The following is a 17,268-nucleotide window of genomic DNA, read 5'->3' as shown; positions in this document are numbered from 1 at the left end:
TTATAACACCGTCTCCCATCTTGATGAAAACTTCTGATATACAACTGAAACAATGACCAGAAGCACTGTGAATACAAGGTTGACAGCTACAGATTGTGAATAACGTCCTGCAGACATTTCATTCATCATCAGCGTTCCGAAACTCTCAGTCGCATTTCCTGGGCCGCCGCCTGTCATAACGTAAATCAGATCGAACATTTTCAATCCATAAATCAGACTGAACAGAATATTAACGTTTACAGTAGGCATGATCAGCGGAAGTGTGATATGGCGGAAAAGCTGCCACTCAGATGCACCGTCAAGCTTACCTGCCTCCAGATAATCAGAAGAAACTGACTGCAGACCCGCAAGTGTGATGATGATCGCATATCCCACATTTCTCCATACCTCAGCTACGCAGATAGCAAAAACTGCTGTGCCTCGTTTTCCCAGCCACTGTATATTTGCAATTCCCATAAGGTTCAGGATATTATTGATCGTACCGTGACGTGTCTGGAATACAGCACTGAAGATAAGGCCTACAACAAGGCAGGAAAAGATAGACGGGATAAAATAAACCGTTCTCAGAGCAGTCCGTGTTTTGATCTCACGGTTCAGGATATAGGCAAATACAAAGCCCAGAAGTGTTACGGTAATGGTTTTTACGCCTGCGTAGATCAGGGTATTTACAAAGGCTACCGGCACTTTCGTACTCGTAAGAACTGACATGATATTTTCAAATCCCACAAATTTCAGATTGGTTGTTCTGGCTGCACTCCAGTTGGTAAATGCATAGTAATAACCCACAGTGGACGGTACAATAAAGAAGATAAAAAATACCACAGCAGGGATCAGTGCCAGATACAGCGGATATATTTTTTTTCGATTCATGAATTTCCTCCTTAAACAATTTCAGGTTTGAAGTTTTACCCTCAAACCTGAAACCATCTTTAAAACGGATGTTTATTTACTGGGCAAAAGACTCAAGTGTTGCAACTCTGTCATCATCGATCAGTTTTACACATTCTTCTACGCTGATGTCTCCGTTCATAAGCTGAAGCAGAGCCTTGCCACCTTCCTGCTGGTTGAAACCAACGATCTTCGGCTGTGCGGAAGATGCACGGATCAGTTTATCTACGCTGTCTTTGTTTCCATCATACTGAGTGGAATTTACATTGGTTGTCTCCTGTTTGAATACTGCTGCTGTGGAAACACCATCAAATGCCTGGTTGTAATTCTCCGGATCTGCCATAAAGTTTACGAAATCGCTGGCAGCCTCTACATTATCACCATTTTTGTTTACAAGCATCAGGTTTACATTTCCGCCTTCATAGGTTCCCTCATCGCAGGTTCCCATAAATACAGGCATGATTCCGAAATCATCACCTACATAATCATAAGATTCACTGTCATAATCTGTGTCAAACCAGGTATCCCAGCAGAAGAGCATTGCAGCTTCACCTGTTCCAAGAACCTCACTTGTGTAATCCCATGTATCAGATGCAAAGTTCTTTCCAAAGTATCCTTTATCTGCTGCTTCTTTAAACCAGGTACACATATCTGTGAATTCCGGGATATCTGCGTAGGACATTTCTCCTGCATTCAGTTTTTCGATATATTCCGGATGCTCCTCAAGTACAGGATCCAGTGCGAACTGATAAAGGATTGGCCATGCATCAGCTGCTGCAAGGTAAATCGGCTGTACTCCGTTCTCCAGAAGTGTATCACAGGCTGCATTGAATTCTTCCTGTGTTGTAGGCTGCTCAATTCCCAGTTCCTCGAAGATCTTTGTGTTATAGAAGCAGCCGGAGTTGGATGCTTCCCAGAACGGAAGTCCGATCACTTTGTCATTGTAGGTTGCCTGTGGAAGAACTGAGTCCTGAATATCGGACACCCAGTCAGCATCGGACCAGTCTACAAAATTCTCTTCCGGATTAAAGTTTTTCAGGTTGCTGTTTCCGAAATGAATGTAAAGATCCGGGATATCACCTGTTGTAAATTTTGTCAGTGCAATGGTCTCTGCATTATCTGTATCAAGACCCTGCTGGTCAATCTTGTTTCCGGAAGACTCTTCCCACAGAGAAATGATCTTCTGCATGTACGGTTTTGCAAGGTCATCTGCATTTCCGTAAAGTGTCAGTGTTACTCCATCTGCTGCGCTGGCGGTTACCACGCTCCCGAATACAGATACCGTCATGCACGCTGCCATAAGTGCTGCAAACATTTTTTTCTTCATTGTAAATTTCCTCCCTTTGTTTGTTTTTCCGTTCTTAATATGGTCATATTATATAAAACTGCCTTCGGAAAATCCATGGACTTTTGTTTAATCCAACATGTACTTTTTTCCTTTTTTACATTCTTCCATCTATTTGTACAATTTTCCTTGTTTCTTTTTCGCTGTTCATATAAAATAGATACAAGAAATCTTCCGGAGGAACGATCATGAAATTCCATGAATTTTCTTTTCAAAAAAAGCTGTTCATTTCCTGCATCCTGCTAAACTCCCTTCTGCTTGTCGGTTTTTCGCTGTTTTTCTATTATTATTCGGCAAATTCCCTGCGGGAGAACATGCGCAGTACATTAAGCGGCAGTGCATCCATGATACAGAACAATCTGGACACCCTTCTCAATGATGCAGATAATACGCTGAAAGAGCTGCAGCTAAACGCCTCACTCCTTGATACTGCCAGAAATATCCCTGAGGGCGAAAACAACTACCTGCCTACCCATATCACAGCCAGATCTGCTTTTCAGGACCGGTTCCGCACTACCTTGATGTCTTCAGACCTGGATATATCCCTTAATTATGTCAGCAAATATTACGACCATCTGGGAACTTCTTCCCCAAACGGTACCAGTTATACAAAAAAAACCGTTCTGGAGAACAATCCCTATCTTACAGACGTTATGGATAACATTAATTATGTTTTATATGTCCCTCCTCACAAGGATTACTGGAAAAACAACCGAACTGTAATTTCTGTTGTACGTTCCATGCGGGATATTTATCATCAGTACGGACTTCTTATTGCTGATTTTGATATGGATACCCTGACCAGACAACTTCTCTCCGGTTTTGATACTCCTGAAGATTATGATATCACCATTCTGGATGATGCTGATAATCTGGTTTACACAAGTGCATCCTCACTGAACCGCAGGACTTTTCTGGCCAGCTGGCGTTCCGCTTCCGAGATTTCTCCTGACAGTGGCAGCTTTTCCTACGGAAATCTTTCTGTTTCCAGCTATCACCTTTCCGATAAGACCGGATGGACGGTGATCCTCAGTGAGAATTCTTCCATATTTGCAGCCTCCATAAAACGGCTTCTCATAATCAGCACATTGCTTTTTGTAATCATGTTCATAATTATGTCCACCTTCCTTATGGTACTGACGCGAAACCTCACACAGCCACTTCGACAGCTGACAGATAAGCTGACAGTTCTTGATCCCGGGGAAAATATTTCTGCTATTCCCGGAAGCAGCGATAATGAGATCATCTTTCTCACCAATGCGATCCAGGGATATCTTTCTGAAATTTACGACCAGAACCAGCGTCTTACAGAACAACGGAAACGGACATTGATTGCCCACTATGACGCCATGGAAGCGCAGCTGAACCCGCATTTTCTGTACAATACTCTTTCTGTCATCGGAATGACAGGGCTGGCCTCTGGAAATATGGATGTTTCCAACATGTGCACAGAGCTTTCCCAGCTTCTTCGCTATTCCCTCTCCTACACAGGGCAGTCCGTTATTTTGTCCCAAGAGATCGACAATGCAAGACATTACCTCTATATTATGAAGATACGCTACGAAGACGATCTGGAATACGAATGGCAGCTTGATGAGTCCCTGAATTCCATTACTGTGCCAAAGCTGATTCTTCAGCCTCTTATTGAAAACTGTTTTCAGCATGGCTTCCACCAGGCCGGCGTGGAGATTCCTCCTCCCTGGAAGATTTCCATACGTTCCCACTGTGACGACACCCGGTGGTATCTGTCCATCTCCAACAACGGAGCTCCGTTTCCTGAAGAAAAGCTTACTGCTCTTCACCAGAAACTCTCCGGCTTCACCTTTACCGGAAACCAGGATATGGATTACGAAAACACCTTTCGCCATCAGGGCTATGGCCTGGAAAATACCATTCTCCGTTTTCATATTTATTACCGCGGCGAAGAATATTTCCATGTTTCCAGAAATGATTCTGACAACCTTACGACCGTCACCATCGGCGGCCCGTTAAAGCCCGAAAAATTATTCAGCCGGAGCACTTCCTGACAGGGAAGCCTCCGGCTTTTTTCCTTAAACTTTATTTACTCCTGATCTGATAGATCGCGTCTTTCTCTGTATCAAATACGTATCTTTCTTTTTCATCTATGATCACAGGAACTTTTATTCCATCTTTGGATATCTCCAGTTCCTCTCTGCATCTGAGAACTGCTTTTTCCCCATGTTTCGAAAGAAGCCACCCATGAGAAAATCTGCCCTTTTCCCAGGTCATATCCACCTCAAAACCGCCTTCTGCACAAATACCTGTGACGCTTCCCTCCTGCCAGTTTTTCGGAAGAGCCGGAAGCAGGAATATCTCATCCAGATGGCTCTGGAGCAGCACCTGGGCAATTCCGCACGCTCCGCCGAAATTTCCGTCTATCTGGAATACCCACGGAATACCTGAAATCCGCTCAAGTGGCGGATGCAGATCAAACATATTCGGTGCTGTCAGTTTATTGAGAAGATAATCGATATATTCCTCTGCTTTATCTCCATTTTGAAGTCTTGCATACAGATTGATCAGCCATGCACAGCTCCAGCCTGTGTGACCGCCACCAAATTTCATTCGTCTCTCCAGAGATTTCTCACATGCTTTTACCAGCTCCGGATTCTCATATTCATTAATCTGGTTTGCCGGAAACAGGGGATATAAATGCGAAAAATGTCTGTGCCCAAGTTCCCACTCCTCATAATCTTCTCTCCATTCCAACAGCTGACCGTATTTTCCAACCTTGTACAAAGGGAGCTTATCAAGAGTTTCATGCACCCAGTCTTCCTGAGATGCTTTTTTCCCAAGGATCCTGTTTCCTTCCAGATAGGCATGAAAAATATCTCTCAGGATTCCGGTATCCATGGTACAGCCTGCGCAGGCACTTCCCGTTGTTCCATCTGCCTGATAATAGGTATTCTCCGGAGAAACAGAAGGACACACCACCATTTCACCCTGATCTTCGATCATGAAATCTTTAAAAAACAACACGCACTCTTCCAGAACCGGCATCATCCTCTCCAGAAAAGCCTGGTCCATGGTATAGCGGTAATGCTTCCAGATATGTGCTGCCAGCCATGCGCCGCCCATTACCCAGTATGACGCTGCCAGTGCCAGATCCTGCGGTGCTGTGTCTGCCCAGATATCTGTGTTATGATGTGCCACAAAACCTCTGCATCCATACATTTCCCTCGCTGTTTTCTTTCCATTCTCCACCATTCGTTCCAGCAGGTCAAAAAGCGGCTCATGACACATGGAAAGATTACAGATCTCTGCTGGCCAGTAATTCATTTCTGTGTTGATATTGATGGTATATTTGGAATCCCAGGTAGGCTCCAGCTTCTCACACCAGATTCCCTGAAGATTGGCAGGAAGTCCTCCCGGGCGGCTGCTCGCCATAAGAAGATATCTTCCGTATCCATAATAAAGAGCTGCCAGCCCTTTGTCTTTTTTACCTTCCCGGAGTCGTTTCAGGCGTTGATCTGTTGGAAGTCCGGACAGACCTTCATCCTCTTTCAGTTTCAGAACAGAACGGTCAAACACCTTGCTGTGTTGCTCCACATGTTCTGCCAGTATTCGGTCAAAATCCTCTGCTGTGTAAGAAGCCAGCTGTTCTTTGAGGTAGCTGTATGGATCCTCGACCTTCTTTTTTCGGTAAGGGAAAGTAGTCACTCCGTTTACATAAAAAATCACCCTGGAAGCATTTTGGATCACCAGGTGTTCTCCGATCACCTGTACACTTCCGCCTTCTGACACCGCGCGGGCCTGAATGCAGAATTCACTTCCACCCTTTCCCAGATCTCCATCAATATAAATACTGTCCTCACCGGCTTTTCCTGCACAGTTGTAAAATCGTCCCCTTGTTATCAGAACAGACATGGCAAGACCTTCTTCTCTGTCTGTGGAAAACTCCGCTGCCATCAAATCTTCTTTTTCAGAGATCAGACATCGCATTCTGTACTGTGCTCCATTATGTACAAACGAAGTACTTGCAACACCTTTTTCCAGATCCAGCTCTCTTCTGTAATTCTGGATCTCTCCCTCTTCGTGATCTATGCTGTAATTCACATCACACATGGTCTGATACGGCCGTTCGCTCTGAGGTGTTCCAGACAATGCAAAAAGTTCCAGTTTCTGAGCTTCCCGGATCTTTCCTTCCAGCACCAGTTTCCGGATTTCCGGGAAATACTTCGCCGCGTCCGGATTGATGCGGTCAAGCGGTCCTCCATAGACAATACTCTCCTCATTCATCTGGATCTGTCCGCAAAAAGGTTCACCGGATATCATAGCTCCCATCCGGCCATTACCAAGAGGCAATGCTTCGATCCAGCTTTTTGCTGCTTCTGTATACCATAAACAGTTCATATTCTTCCTCCCTGTTTTTTTTCCTATCATATCATACCTTCTGTATATACAACATGGAGAAAAAGCGACTTTCGTATGGACTTTTTTCTTGTTTTCAGGTCTATTCATGCTATAATTAGAACATATGCAAAAAATTTCTTTCACATATAAAGGAGAAATTATGATACACGTACTTATCATCGAAGATGAACCGGCCATTGCCAGGGGGCTTTCTCTTCTCATCACCAAAAATTACCCGGATTTTCAGATTTCCGGTATCTGCAAAAACGGCAGGGACGGTCTTCAGAAAATTCTGGAACTGAAACCGGAACTGGTTTTCACAGACATTACCATGCCTGTGATGAACGGACTGGATATGATCGAAGAAGTGCAGAGGAACCACCTTCACACCCGCTTTGTGATCCTCACCGGATATGCTGATTTTGAATATGCCAGAAAAGCCATCCATCTTGGCGTCTCTGATTATCTGCTTAAACCTATTGACCTCAAAACTCTGGATGACATCCTTCTCTCCTGCCTGGAACAGCAAAAATCCGAAACCCGGCTGCTTCAGAAAGAATATCTGCAATGTGCTGTCCGAAGTGACAAACTTTCCGCAGGTGATCCTGATTTTATGAATGGTTTTCACTGTTCTTTTGTATTTGTTTTTCAAGGCCCGCTGTGTTCCAGTGTTTACGGTGAAACTATCCCCGATTCCAGGTTCCGTCCTCTTTCCCCGGAGATCCTTTTCCAGCTGGAGCAGGAATACCCTGTTTACATTCATCTTCTCTACGGACGGCACCAGAACGAACAGGTTTATGCGCTGGTCTATGCATCTTCCGATCAGCCGGATCTTTTATCCCTTGCAGAAAAGATCCAACATTTATTATCCGCAAACACAGAAGACCAGGAATCAGATATCTGGCTGAATACTATCCTGGCACGAGCCTCTGACGGATCTTCTGTAACAGATCTTATCAAAGATACATACCTTTTTGCCCTGTTCCACAACTGTTTCGGAAGCAGTTCCATAAAAATCTGCAGCTCCGTTTCAGATCAGAAGATACTTATTTCCCAGGAAGTCAAGCAGCTTTGTGCAGGGATTTCTTCCAGCTCTGACCAGGATTGTTTCTACCATATGATCCATTCTCTGATCACTCTGGAAAACAGAAAAAATATCTCCCAATTCCAGCTGGCTGCTGATCTCAGGTACTACATCTCTGCTGTGATCCAGAACTGCCACAGGGACATTGTCTATCCTGATGTTGCAGAGATCGTTTCCACCTGCTATTCTTACGAAGAACTGGAACGGGAACTTCAATATGAAACTGACAAGATCTGCGGTTTCCACAGCAAAACACCAGGTGAAGAACTCCCTTCTCTTGCACGCCAGGTACGGAACTATCTGGACCGGAATTTCACTCAGCAGATCACAACGAAATCCTTTCAGGATATTTTTGGTTACAATGAAAAATATATCTCCACACTTTTTAAATCAGAATTCGGGATCTCTCCCAGCAAATATATCAGTGAACTGCGCCTGAAAATGGCAAAGACATTAATGCAGAACAACCCGGATATCCTCACCAAAGATGTGGCTGAAATGGTAGGATTCTCCGATGCTTTTTATTTCAGCCGGGTATTTAAATCCCACGAAGGAATGTCACCCAGCCAGTTTCTGAAAAATCTCAGAAAAGATTAAATGTATTAAAAAAACCCGCTTGCGCGGGTTTTTTTATTGTATCGCATTATACACGGGAGAGGTACTCTCCTGTTCTTGTATCGATTTTCAGTTTATCGCCCTGGTTTACGAACAGCGGAACCTGAACCTGTGCACCTGTTTCAACAGTTGCCGGTTTGGTAGCACCCTGTGCTGTATTTCCTGCAAATCCTGGCTCTGTCTCAATAACCTCAAGCTCTACGAAAAGAGGAGGCTCGATTGCGAATACCTCGCCGTTATGAGAGCAAACCTTAACCATTTCGTTATCTTTAACGAATTTCAGAGAATCGCCAACCTGATCTTTTGTAAGACCAACCTGATCATATGTCTCTGTATTCATAAAGTAGTATAAATCACCATCCTGATACAGATACTGCATATCTACACGCTCGATACGTGCAGCCGGGAATTTCTCTGTAGGACGGAAAGATTTCTCCACTACAGATCCTGTGATAATGTTTTTGTATTTTGTTCTTACAAAGGCTGCGCCTTTTCCTGGTTTTACATGCTGGAATTCAACGATCTGACATACGTTTCCATCAATTTCAAGTGTGATACCATTTTTGAAATCACCTGCTGAAATCATAAATATTTCCTCCTTAATATATGCGGTTCTTTTTCGCTATGGATTATTCTATAATACCTTTTGTCATTTTTCAACTGTTTTTTTATTTAAGCCTTTAATTTTTCTTCAATTTCTGCAATCAGTTCGTCAAAAGGCTTCACTCCTGTGACAACTTTAATGTCTGCAAACTTCTCATAAACAGGATCTCTCTGCTTGAGAAGTTTCTTGATCTTGTCCTCTTTGTTCTCAGCTCCCTCCAGTGTTGGATTGTTGCTTCCTTCCAGACGTTTGATCAGTGTTGCCGCAGATCCCTTCAGATAGATGATCGTCCCCATATTCTGAAGATATTTCTGGTTCTGCTCCTGCAGAGGCAGTCCAGCGCTGACAGAGATTACCTTACGCTCACCATCTGTAGACAGCTCTTTAACTGCCATTGTCTCCAGTGCACGATAAAACGGCTCTCCAAAGCGTTCAAATACCTCCTTTACCGACATGTTCATTTTCTTCACGATCAGTCTGTCCACGTCAATAAACGGAAGTCCCAGGTCCTTCGCCAGCCTCTTTCCAACTCGTGTCTTTCCTGAACCCATAAAGCCGATAATTACAATATGGTTCATGAATTCTTCCCCTCCTCTTTTTGGTAAAAATATAGTACTATTTTTTCCAGATAGCGTTTCAGCACAATCTGAATTTCCTCTTTTGGATGAATCGGTTTTACAAGAATCGTACGGATCCCCGCCCGCTTCGCTCCGTAAATATCCGTAAACAGCTGATCCCCCACAAAAATTGTCCGGTCAGGTTCTGTCTGGATCACCTGACAGGCTTTTTTGTAATTCTTCACAGCCGGTTTATGGGCATTTTCTATAAAATTTCCCTCTACGGCCCTGGCAAAAGGCTCTACGCGGGGTTTCTGGTTGTTGGATACAAAACAGTATCGAAACCCGATCCCCCTCAGCTTTTCAAACAGTTTCCTTGCCCGTTCATCTGCCGGTGCACCGTGCGGGACAATGGTATTATCAATATCAAAAAGAAGCCCTCTGTATCCTTCTCTGTAAAGCTTCTCATAGTCAATTACATACGCAGAATCCAGATATTCATCCGGAAAAAAACTTCTGAACATCTATTCCACCTCAGTTTTCTTTTTCCAGGTAATCATAAAGTTCACCCAGACGGTCTTTCATTACTTCATACCCATGCTTGTAAAATCCGCTTAATGCTTCCGCATTCTGTTCCGTACGGGAAACGGTCTCGATTTCCGGTCGGATCACAAAAATATGACCTTCTTTTTCCCATTTTTCAATCAGTTCCAGGGTCTTATTATACACCTGATAACGGTTGAGCAATGTATTTAAAAGATTCGGATACTTCTTAAAAGCAGCCACATATACGGCTTTGCTTTTACCTGGTTTTTTCTTACGGTATTCCTGATTTCTGGTAAGAATGACCACATTTTTCCGGTGGCCTTTTTTCATGGCATGGATAAGAGGTATGGAATCTGCCGCCCCTCCATCCAGATACAGCTGCCCGTCTATCGTTACCATCGGGCTCATTCCCGGAATGCTGCTGGACGCTCTGCAGATATCCATAAGTCTCTGTCTGTCCTGCTTTTCGGACAGATACTCTGCTTCTCCTGTAAGACAGTTCGTCACAACCATCTCACATTCAATATCCGATTTAAAGTACTCGTCAAAATCAAATGGGAAAATCTCATTGGGATACCTGTCAAAGATCATATCCATGTCAAACAGACTTTTCTTATCCAGAATATTTTTCAGACTGATATAACGGTATTCCTTATTTTCCACGATCATACATCTTCTGGTACGCCCTACCTGCCCGGATACATAATCCATGGCATTGCAGGCGCCCGCTGATACTCCCACTACATATGGGAATTCCACTTTCTGTTCCATCAGGTAATCCAGTACTCCTGCAGTAAAAACACCTCTGTTTCCACCGCCTTCCAGTACCAGTGCTGTCTCATTATATTCTGTCATTTTCCATTGCCTTTCCTATCGCTCACCAAGAGGAATATACTCTGCTTCCGGAAGAACATTCTTATATGCAGGACGGATAATTTTATCCACATTGATAAGCTCTTCCATACGATGTGCACTCCAGCCTACAATACGTGCAATGGCAAACATCGGTGTGTAGAGTTCCAGGGGCAGATCCAGCATACTGTAAACAAATCCACTGTAAAAGTCCACATTGGCACTGACACCTTTATAGATCTTACGCTCCTCTGCAATAACCTTTGGCGCAAGGCGCTCTACCGTAGCATACAGCTGATAATCCTTCATTCTGCCTTTTTCTCTTGCAAGCTGCTCCACATACCCCTTAAATACTTCTGCACGTGGATCGGAAACAGAATAGATCGCATGTCCCATACCATAGATCAGCCCACGTTTATCAAAGGCCTCTTTGTGAAGAAGTTTCTTAAGGTAAACACTGACTTCCTCTTCATCACTGTAATCATGCACATGCTTACGCATATCGTTGAACATTTTTACAACTTTGATGTTGGCGCCACCGTGTTTCGGGCCTTTCAGAGAACCCAGGGCTGCCGCAATTGCGGAATACGTATCGGTTCCGGAAGAAGAAACCACATGTGTAGTAAAGGTAGAGTTGTTACCACCGCCATGCTCCATGTGAAGAATCAGGGCAATATCCAGAATCTCCGCCTCCAGTGCCGTGTATTTCTTATCCGGTCTTAAAAGGCGCAGAATATTTTCTGCTGTGGAAAGTTCCTTCTTCGGCTGATGGATATAAAGGCTCTTACCTTTCTCATAATGATTATAGGCCTGATACGCATAAACAGATAACAGCGGAAAAACACTGATCAGATTAATACACTGACGGAGCACATTCTCCAGTTCAATATTATCCGGGTCTTTGTCGTAGGAATAAAGTGTCAGCACACTTCTTGACAGAGCATTCATAATATCTCTGGATGGCGCCTTCATAATGACATCCCTTACAAAATTCCGCGGCAGCTGGCGCTGATTCGCAAGAATCCCGGAAAATTCATTCAGTTCTTCCTGATTCGGAAGTTTTCCGAAAAGAAGCAGATAGGTTACTTCCTCAAAACCAAAACGCCGGTCATTGATGAAGCCTTTTGTCAGATCCTTGATATCATATCCCCGGTAAGAAAGCTTACCTGCACAGGGAACCTCTTTCCCATCCACGATCTTGGTTGCCTGGACATTGGAAATCTGGGTAAGTCCCGCAAGGACACCCTTTCCATTAAGGTCACGCAAACCTCGCTTGACATCGTACTTGCCATATAAAGACAGATCCAGTTTATCATTCTCACGACAGATCTGCGTAAGTTTCTCAATCTCAGGTGTCACTTTCATGTTGAATTTGCTCATCCGTTATTTCCCCTTTCGATTTCTGTTTTATTGCTATCCGATAACGGTCCCTCCTCATTCCCCTCTCAAGCAATTCTGGTCTTATTTCATATATCCCGGCCCTGATGACCGGGATATTTCAGATATGATTATAGCATTTTTTTCCGTTTTGGTCTATGCCGAAAATATTTGTATTGGTGATCAGACCTGCTTATATGTAGCAAAGAACTCTTTCATCTTCTTCATTGCCTTATCCAGCTGACGGATATCCGGCAGATAAACAATACGGAAATGATCCGGCTGGTTCCAGTTAAAGCCTTTACCCGGAACGATGAGAACCTGCTTGTCATGAAGGAAATCCAGGGCAAACTGCTCATCATTATAGATATTGAATTTCTCGGTATCGATCTTCGGGAATATGTAAAATGCCGCACGCGGCTTTACAGCGGAAATTCCCGGAATATCATTCAGAGCCTTATAGATAAAATCTCTCTGCTCGTAAACACGTCCGCCTGGCTGGATATACTCATTGACACTCTGATATCCGCCCAGTGCAGTCTGTACAATCGACTGTGCCGGAACATTGGAGCAAAGGCGCATGGAAGAAAGCATGTTGATTCCTTCTATATAACCTTTGGCCTTGTTCTTGGCTCCGCTTAAGATCATCCATCCGATACGGAAACCTGCGATCATATGAGACTTTGACAGTCCTGAAAATGTCACGCAGAATACGTCCGGTGCAAGAGAAGCGATGGAAGTATGTTTGTATCCATCCATAACAAGGCGGTCATAGATCTCATCGGAAAAGATGATCAGCTCATGCTCTCTTGCAATGTCCGCGATCTGCTCCAGGATCTCCTTCGGATATACGGCACCTGTCGGGTTATTTGGATTGATGATAACGATCGCTTTGGTCCTTGGTGTGATCTTACTCTTGATATCCTCGATATCCGGATACCAGTCAGACTGTTCATCACAGATATAATGAACCACATTTCCACCTGCCAGTGTTGCAGTTGCCGTCCACAGCGGATAATCCGGAGCCGGGATCAGGATTTCATCCCCGTTATCCAGAAGTGCCTGCATACAGAGATTGATCAGCTCACTGACACCATTACCAGTATAAATATCATTAATGGTAACTCCCGGGATCCCACGAAGCTGGGCATACTGCATGATCGCCTTTCTTGCGGAAAAAATACCCTTGGAATCGGAATATCCCTGCGAAGTACGTACATTACTAAGCATATCCAGGATCACTTCCTGCGGTGCGGAAAATCCAAACGGATACGGGTTACCGATATTCAGTTTCAGGATCTCCATCCCGTCTTCTTCCATTCTGGCAGCCTCATCCACAACCGGTCCACGTACGTCATATAATACATTATCAAGCTTTGATGATTTCCCGAATGTTCTCATAAAAACCACTCCTCTTCTAATTTTCACTATTATTTAACCATTTTAATTTCATAGTCAAAAAATATCTATTTCTATATCTTCTCACATTTGGGCTTTCAACGCAAGAAATAAAAATTTAAAAAAATTTAATTTAGCACTTCCCTTTTTTAGCATGTTAATGTATAATAGCACTCGAATTTAGTTTTCAATGCAATTTAATATGTGATGAGGAGGAAACAACAATGTCTTACACAGAAGAAGTTTATGAAAGAGTTGTAGCACAGAATCCTGGCGAGCCAGAATTCCATCAGGCAGTTAAGGAAGTTCTCGATTCCCTTAAAGTCGTAATTGACAAAAATGAGGAAGAGTATCGTAAGCTTTCCATTCTTGAGCGTCTTGTAGAGCCAGAGAGAATCATCTCCTTCAAAGTACCGTGGATCGATGACAACGGAACTGTACAGGTTAACAAAGGATACCGTGTTCAGTTCAACAGTGCTATCGGACCATACAAGGGCGGCTTAAGATTCCATCCTTCTGTAAATCAGGGTATCCTGAAATTCCTTGGTTTTGAGCAGATCTTCAAAAACTCTCTTACAGGCCTTCCGATCGGCGGTGGAAAAGGTGGCTCCAACTTCGATCCTAAGGGTAAATCTGACAGAGAGGTTATGGCATTCTGCCAGAGCTTTATGACAGAGCTTTGCAAATATATCGGCGCAGATACAGATGTTCCGGCTGGTGATATCGGTGTCGGCGGACGTGAGATCGGTTATCTCTTCGGACAGTACAAGAGAATCCGTGGTCTTTATGAGGGTGTCCTCACAGGTAAAGGCCTCTCCTTCGGCGGTTCCCTGATCCGTACAGAGGCTACTGGTTACGGTGTTGTATACATGCTCAACGAGATCGCAAAAGCACACAACGACTCCGTAGCAGGAAAAACAATTGTTGTAACAGGTTCTGGTAACGTAGCTATTTACGCTGTTGAGAAAGCTACTCAGCTTGGTGCCAAAGTTGTTGCAATGAACGACTCCAACGGATATATCTACGATCCGAACGGAATCAACCTTGACGTTGTAAAAGACATCAAAGAAGTTAAACGTGGACGTATCAAAGAGTACGCTGACCGTGTTGAGGGTGCTACTTACACAGAGGGACTTGGCATCTGGAACATCAAATGTGATATCTATCTTCCATGTGCTACTCAGAACGAGCTTGGTCTTGACGGAGCTAAAACACTGGTTGCAAACGGCTGCAAATATGTCGTTGAGGGTGCTAACATGCCTACTACTCTTGATGCAACAACATACCTTCAGGAGAACGGTGTTCTCTTCATGCCTGGTAAAGCCGCAAACGCTGGCGGTGTTGCCACATCCGCACTGGAGATGAGCCAGAACTCCATGAGACTTTCCTGGACAAGAGAAGAGGTTGATGAGAAACTTCACAACATCATGATCGACATCTTCCACAAAGCTGATGACGCTGCTAAACGTTACGGTATGGAAGACAACTATGTTGTAGGTGCAAACATCGCCGGCTTCGAAAAAGTTGTTGACGCTATGAAAGCTCAGGGTATTGTTTAATTTAAGTTTCCTGAATCATTAACGTAAGTTATAACAGGGACCGCAGAGGAATTTTCCCATGCGGTCCCTGTTTTTATATCCTGCTTTACTGTCTGTGATAACTCATAAATTGAAATCCATATTAAAAATCGTACAAAAAAAGACCGGCTGCCCTTTGACAATCGGTCTTAAATATTCAACATTCATTTTTCTAGTTGATCAGTTTCTTCAGCTCGTCCATAAAGGTACTGACATCTTTAAATTCCCTGTATACAGACGCAAAACGTACATATGCCACAGCATCCAGATCCTTCAGATGCTCCATGACGATCTCTCCGATCTTGGTGCTGCTGATCTCACGATCTTCTGACCGGAAAATATCCCCTTCTATGGAATCGATCATCTCTTCCACTCTCTCAATGGGAATGGGGCGTTTATAGCAGGCACGAAGAACACCATCCTGGATCTTGGAACGTTTATAGCTCTCCCGGTTCTGATCCTTCTTGATCACAGTCAGTGGAATCGTTTCCACCTTCTCATAAGTTGTAAAACGCTTTCCGCAGGCATCACAGAGACGGCGGCGGCGGATAGAATTGGTATCCTCTACAGGTCTGGAATCTACAACTCTTGTATTATCCTGGTTACAGAACGGACATCTCACGGAACTCTCCCCCTTTCCGGATCAAAAAATCATTACTAAATTTGTTTTTATTATAGAATAAATGCATATAATGTGTCAATAATCGGACTTGCATAAATTTTACAGATTTTCCATAAAATCATATCAGGTGATGAATTTTATGCGTATCTGCGAACTGAAACAGAAAGAAGTGATCAATATCCACACCTGCCGTAGCCTTGGCTGTCCTCTTGATGTGGAATTCTGCTGTGAAACCGCCCGGCTGAAAGCCCTGATCATGCCGGAACCCGGGAAATTCTGCTGGTGTTTTTCAAGAGAAAGTGAATGCATCATCCCCTGGGACTGCATCCGCCAGATTGGTGAAGATATCATCCTTGTTGATTTCCGTGATGAAAAACGGCTGGGAGGAGACTGAACCGACTACATTTGTCAAGGCCCTTTATTTTTTATATTTTCCCCGGAAAAGTATATTTCAACCGCCCTCTGAGAATCATCTTAATGTACTGACAAGACAAGGAGGATTCTAAGATGGCACTGAATAAAGTTGAAATCTGCGGAGTAAATACCTCAATGCTTCCTGTTCTCAACCAGGAAGAAAAAGAGGAGCTCTTCAAAAGAATCAAAGCTGGCGATGAAGAAGCCAGAGAATTGTACATCAAAGGCAATCTGCGGCTTGTTTTAAGCGTGATCCGCCGTTTTCAGAACAGCAGTGAAAATCCAGATGACCTTTTTCAGATCGGCTGTATCGGCCTGATCAAAGCAATCGATAATTTTGATACCACCCTTCAGGTAAAGTTTTCTACCTATGCAGTTCCTATGATCGTCGGTGAGATCCGAAGATATCTCCGGGATAACAACAGCATACGGGTCAGCCGCTCTCTGCGGGATATCGCCTACAAAACCATCTACACCAGGGAAAACTATATGCGGCAGCATCTCAAAGAGCCTACCATCGCGGAGATCGCTGATGAGATCGGCATTGACAAGGAAATGATCGTCTATGCCATGGATGCGATCCAGAGCCCGGTGAGCCTTTTTGAGCCGGTGTATTCCGAAGGAGGAGATACTCTCTATGTCATGGATCAGATCAGCGACAAAAAGAACCGGGAGGAAAACTGGGTGGAAGATATTTCTCTCCGGGACGCCATGAACCGGCTGGGAGAACGGGAACGACACATTATTGATCTCCGCTTCTACGAAGGAAAAACCCAGATGGAAGTGGCCGATGAGATCGGCATTTCCCAGGCCCAGGTCAGTCGCCTGGAAAAACATGCCCTTCGCAGTATGCGAAATTATCTCAGAAATTGATTCATAAATATCTTCAAACAAAAAGGGGCTGTTGCAAAATAGATGAGTAATCATCTATGGAGCAATGGCTCCTTTTTTGTGTTCAAATGAAAAAGCAGGCTCCGAAGAACCTGCCATTCATGGTATAATAAATTATGACTAG

15 protein-coding genes are annotated in these 17,268 nt (G+C 43.9%); 5 read left to right on the top strand and 10 right to left on the bottom strand.

Annotated features, from left to right (window positions below):
- Positions 1-870 carry a carbohydrate ABC transporter permease gene (locus KQI39_RS11110; protein ID WP_148446671.1) on the bottom strand — a complete coding sequence of 290 codons (870 nt, stop codon included), beginning with the start codon at positions 868-870 and terminating at the stop codon, positions 1-3.
- Positions 871-946: 76 nt separating this feature from the next.
- Positions 947-2,215, bottom strand: coding sequence for an ABC transporter substrate-binding protein (locus KQI39_RS11105; protein WP_148446673.1), 1,269 nt, complete (start codon positions 2,213-2,215; stop codon positions 947-949).
- Between the two features lie 206 nt (positions 2,216-2,421).
- Here KQI39_RS11105 and KQI39_RS11100 point away from each other — a divergent pair, with 206 nt between their 5' ends.
- Positions 2,422-4,260, top strand: coding sequence for a cache domain-containing sensor histidine kinase (locus KQI39_RS11100; protein ID WP_216418397.1), 1,839 nt, complete (start codon positions 2,422-2,424; stop codon positions 4,258-4,260).
- 31 nt (positions 4,261-4,291) lie between these two features.
- Here KQI39_RS11100 and KQI39_RS11095 read toward each other — a convergent pair whose 3' ends face one another.
- On the bottom strand, positions 4,292-6,607 hold the full coding sequence (locus KQI39_RS11095; protein WP_148446677.1) for a glycoside hydrolase family 95 protein: 2,316 nt from the start codon (positions 6,605-6,607) through the stop codon (positions 4,292-4,294).
- A gap of 160 nt (positions 6,608-6,767) precedes the next feature.
- Here KQI39_RS11095 and KQI39_RS11090 point away from each other — a divergent pair, with 160 nt between their 5' ends.
- A complete protein-coding gene (locus KQI39_RS11090; protein ID WP_216418395.1) occupies positions 6,768-8,288 on the top strand; it encodes a response regulator transcription factor in 1,521 nt (506 codons plus the stop codon).
- Positions 8,289-8,334: 46 nt separating this feature from the next.
- Here the strand turns inward: KQI39_RS11090 and efp are convergent, their stop codons facing one another.
- The 6 genes from efp to KQI39_RS11060 form a co-directional block, all read right to left on the bottom strand.
- Positions 8,335-8,892, bottom strand: a complete 558-nt coding sequence (gene efp / locus KQI39_RS11085) for an elongation factor P (protein WP_021976812.1) — start codon at positions 8,890-8,892, stop codon at positions 8,335-8,337.
- An 86-nt stretch (positions 8,893-8,978) separates the two neighbouring features.
- Positions 8,979-9,488 (bottom strand): shikimate kinase, encoded by a 510-nt coding sequence (locus tag KQI39_RS11080; protein WP_021976811.1) that lies wholly within the window; start codon positions 9,486-9,488, stop codon positions 8,979-8,981.
- Complete coding sequence (locus KQI39_RS11075) at positions 9,485-9,991, bottom strand: YqeG family HAD IIIA-type phosphatase (RefSeq protein WP_148446683.1); 507 nt, start codon at positions 9,989-9,991, stop codon at positions 9,485-9,487. The genes KQI39_RS11080 and KQI39_RS11075 overlap by 4 nt, the downstream gene beginning before the upstream one ends.
- A 10-nt stretch (positions 9,992-10,001) precedes the next feature.
- Complete coding sequence (locus KQI39_RS11070) at positions 10,002-10,868, bottom strand: patatin-like phospholipase family protein (RefSeq protein ID WP_216418393.1); 867 nt, start codon at positions 10,866-10,868, stop codon at positions 10,002-10,004.
- Between the two features lie 15 nt (positions 10,869-10,883).
- Positions 10,884-12,245, bottom strand: a complete 1,362-nt coding sequence (locus tag KQI39_RS11065) for a citrate/2-methylcitrate synthase (protein WP_148446687.1) — start codon at positions 12,243-12,245, stop codon at positions 10,884-10,886.
- Between the two features lie 180 nt (positions 12,246-12,425).
- Positions 12,426-13,643: an aminotransferase class I/II-fold pyridoxal phosphate-dependent enzyme gene (locus KQI39_RS11060; RefSeq protein WP_021976807.1), complete on the bottom strand. Its 1,218-nt coding sequence runs from the start codon at positions 13,641-13,643 to the stop codon at positions 12,426-12,428.
- A 221-nt stretch (positions 13,644-13,864) separates the two neighbouring features.
- Between KQI39_RS11060 and gdhA the strand changes: the two genes are divergently transcribed.
- Entirely contained in the window at positions 13,865-15,199 is a 1,335-nt protein-coding gene (gdhA, locus tag KQI39_RS11055) for an NADP-specific glutamate dehydrogenase (RefSeq protein WP_173761932.1), read from the top strand.
- 190 nt (positions 15,200-15,389) lie between these two features.
- Here the strand turns inward: gdhA and nrdR are convergent, their stop codons facing one another.
- The gene (gene nrdR, locus KQI39_RS11050) at positions 15,390-15,839 is read right to left on the bottom strand and encodes a transcriptional regulator NrdR (RefSeq protein ID WP_021976805.1); all 450 of its coding nucleotides are present in this window, start codon (positions 15,837-15,839) and stop codon (positions 15,390-15,392) included.
- 139 nt (positions 15,840-15,978) lie between these two features.
- Between nrdR and KQI39_RS11045 the strand changes: the two genes are divergently transcribed.
- A complete protein-coding gene (locus KQI39_RS11045; protein ID WP_118063059.1) occupies positions 15,979-16,233 on the top strand; it encodes a YlmC/YmxH family sporulation protein in 255 nt (84 codons plus the stop codon).
- 113 nt (positions 16,234-16,346) lie between these two features.
- The gene (gene sigG / locus KQI39_RS11040; protein WP_216418391.1) at positions 16,347-17,126 is read left to right on the top strand and encodes an RNA polymerase sporulation sigma factor SigG; all 780 of its coding nucleotides are present in this window, start codon (positions 16,347-16,349) and stop codon (positions 17,124-17,126) included.
- The last annotated feature ends 142 nt before the right edge of the window (positions 17,127-17,268 follow it).

It is taken from the genome of Blautia sp. MSJ-36, assembly GCF_018917985.1.
GTDB lineage: Bacteria > Bacillota > Clostridia > Lachnospirales > Lachnospiraceae > Blautia_A.
Note: the sequence above shows the minus strand (reverse complement) of the source record. Positions and strands in the feature narration are given on the sequence as shown.

Coding starts and splice junctions, on each gene's coding strand:
- KQI39_RS11110 (WP_148446671.1), bottom strand. CDS start 870: ATGAATCGAAAAAAAATATATCCGCTGTATCTGGCACTGATCCCTGCT.
- KQI39_RS11105 (WP_148446673.1), bottom strand. CDS start 2,215: ATGAAGAAAAAAATGTTTGCAGCACTTATGGCAGCGTGCATGACGGTA.
- KQI39_RS11100 (WP_216418397.1), top strand. CDS start 2,422: ATGAAATTCCATGAATTTTCTTTTCAAAAAAAGCTGTTCATTTCCTGC.
- KQI39_RS11095 (WP_148446677.1), bottom strand. CDS start 6,607: ATGAACTGTTTATGGTATACAGAAGCAGCAAAAAGCTGGATCGAAGCA.
- KQI39_RS11090 (WP_216418395.1), top strand. CDS start 6,768: ATGATACACGTACTTATCATCGAAGATGAACCGGCCATTGCCAGGGGG.
- efp (WP_021976812.1), bottom strand. CDS start 8,892: ATGATTTCAGCAGGTGATTTCAAAAATGGTATCACACTTGAAATTGAT.
- KQI39_RS11080 (WP_021976811.1), bottom strand. CDS start 9,488: ATGAACCATATTGTAATTATCGGCTTTATGGGTTCAGGAAAGACACGA.
- KQI39_RS11075 (WP_148446683.1), bottom strand. CDS start 9,991: ATGTTCAGAAGTTTTTTTCCGGATGAATATCTGGATTCTGCGTATGTA.
- KQI39_RS11070 (WP_216418393.1), bottom strand. CDS start 10,868: ATGACAGAATATAATGAGACAGCACTGGTACTGGAAGGCGGTGGAAAC.
- KQI39_RS11065 (WP_148446687.1), bottom strand. CDS start 12,245: ATGAGCAAATTCAACATGAAAGTGACACCTGAGATTGAGAAACTTACG.
- KQI39_RS11060 (WP_021976807.1), bottom strand. CDS start 13,643: ATGAGAACATTCGGGAAATCATCAAAGCTTGATAATGTATTATATGAC.
- gdhA (WP_173761932.1), top strand. CDS start 13,865: ATGTCTTACACAGAAGAAGTTTATGAAAGAGTTGTAGCACAGAATCCT.
- KQI39_RS11045 (WP_118063059.1), top strand. CDS start 15,979: ATGCGTATCTGCGAACTGAAACAGAAAGAAGTGATCAATATCCACACC.
- sigG (WP_216418391.1), top strand. CDS start 16,347: ATGGCACTGAATAAAGTTGAAATCTGCGGAGTAAATACCTCAATGCTT.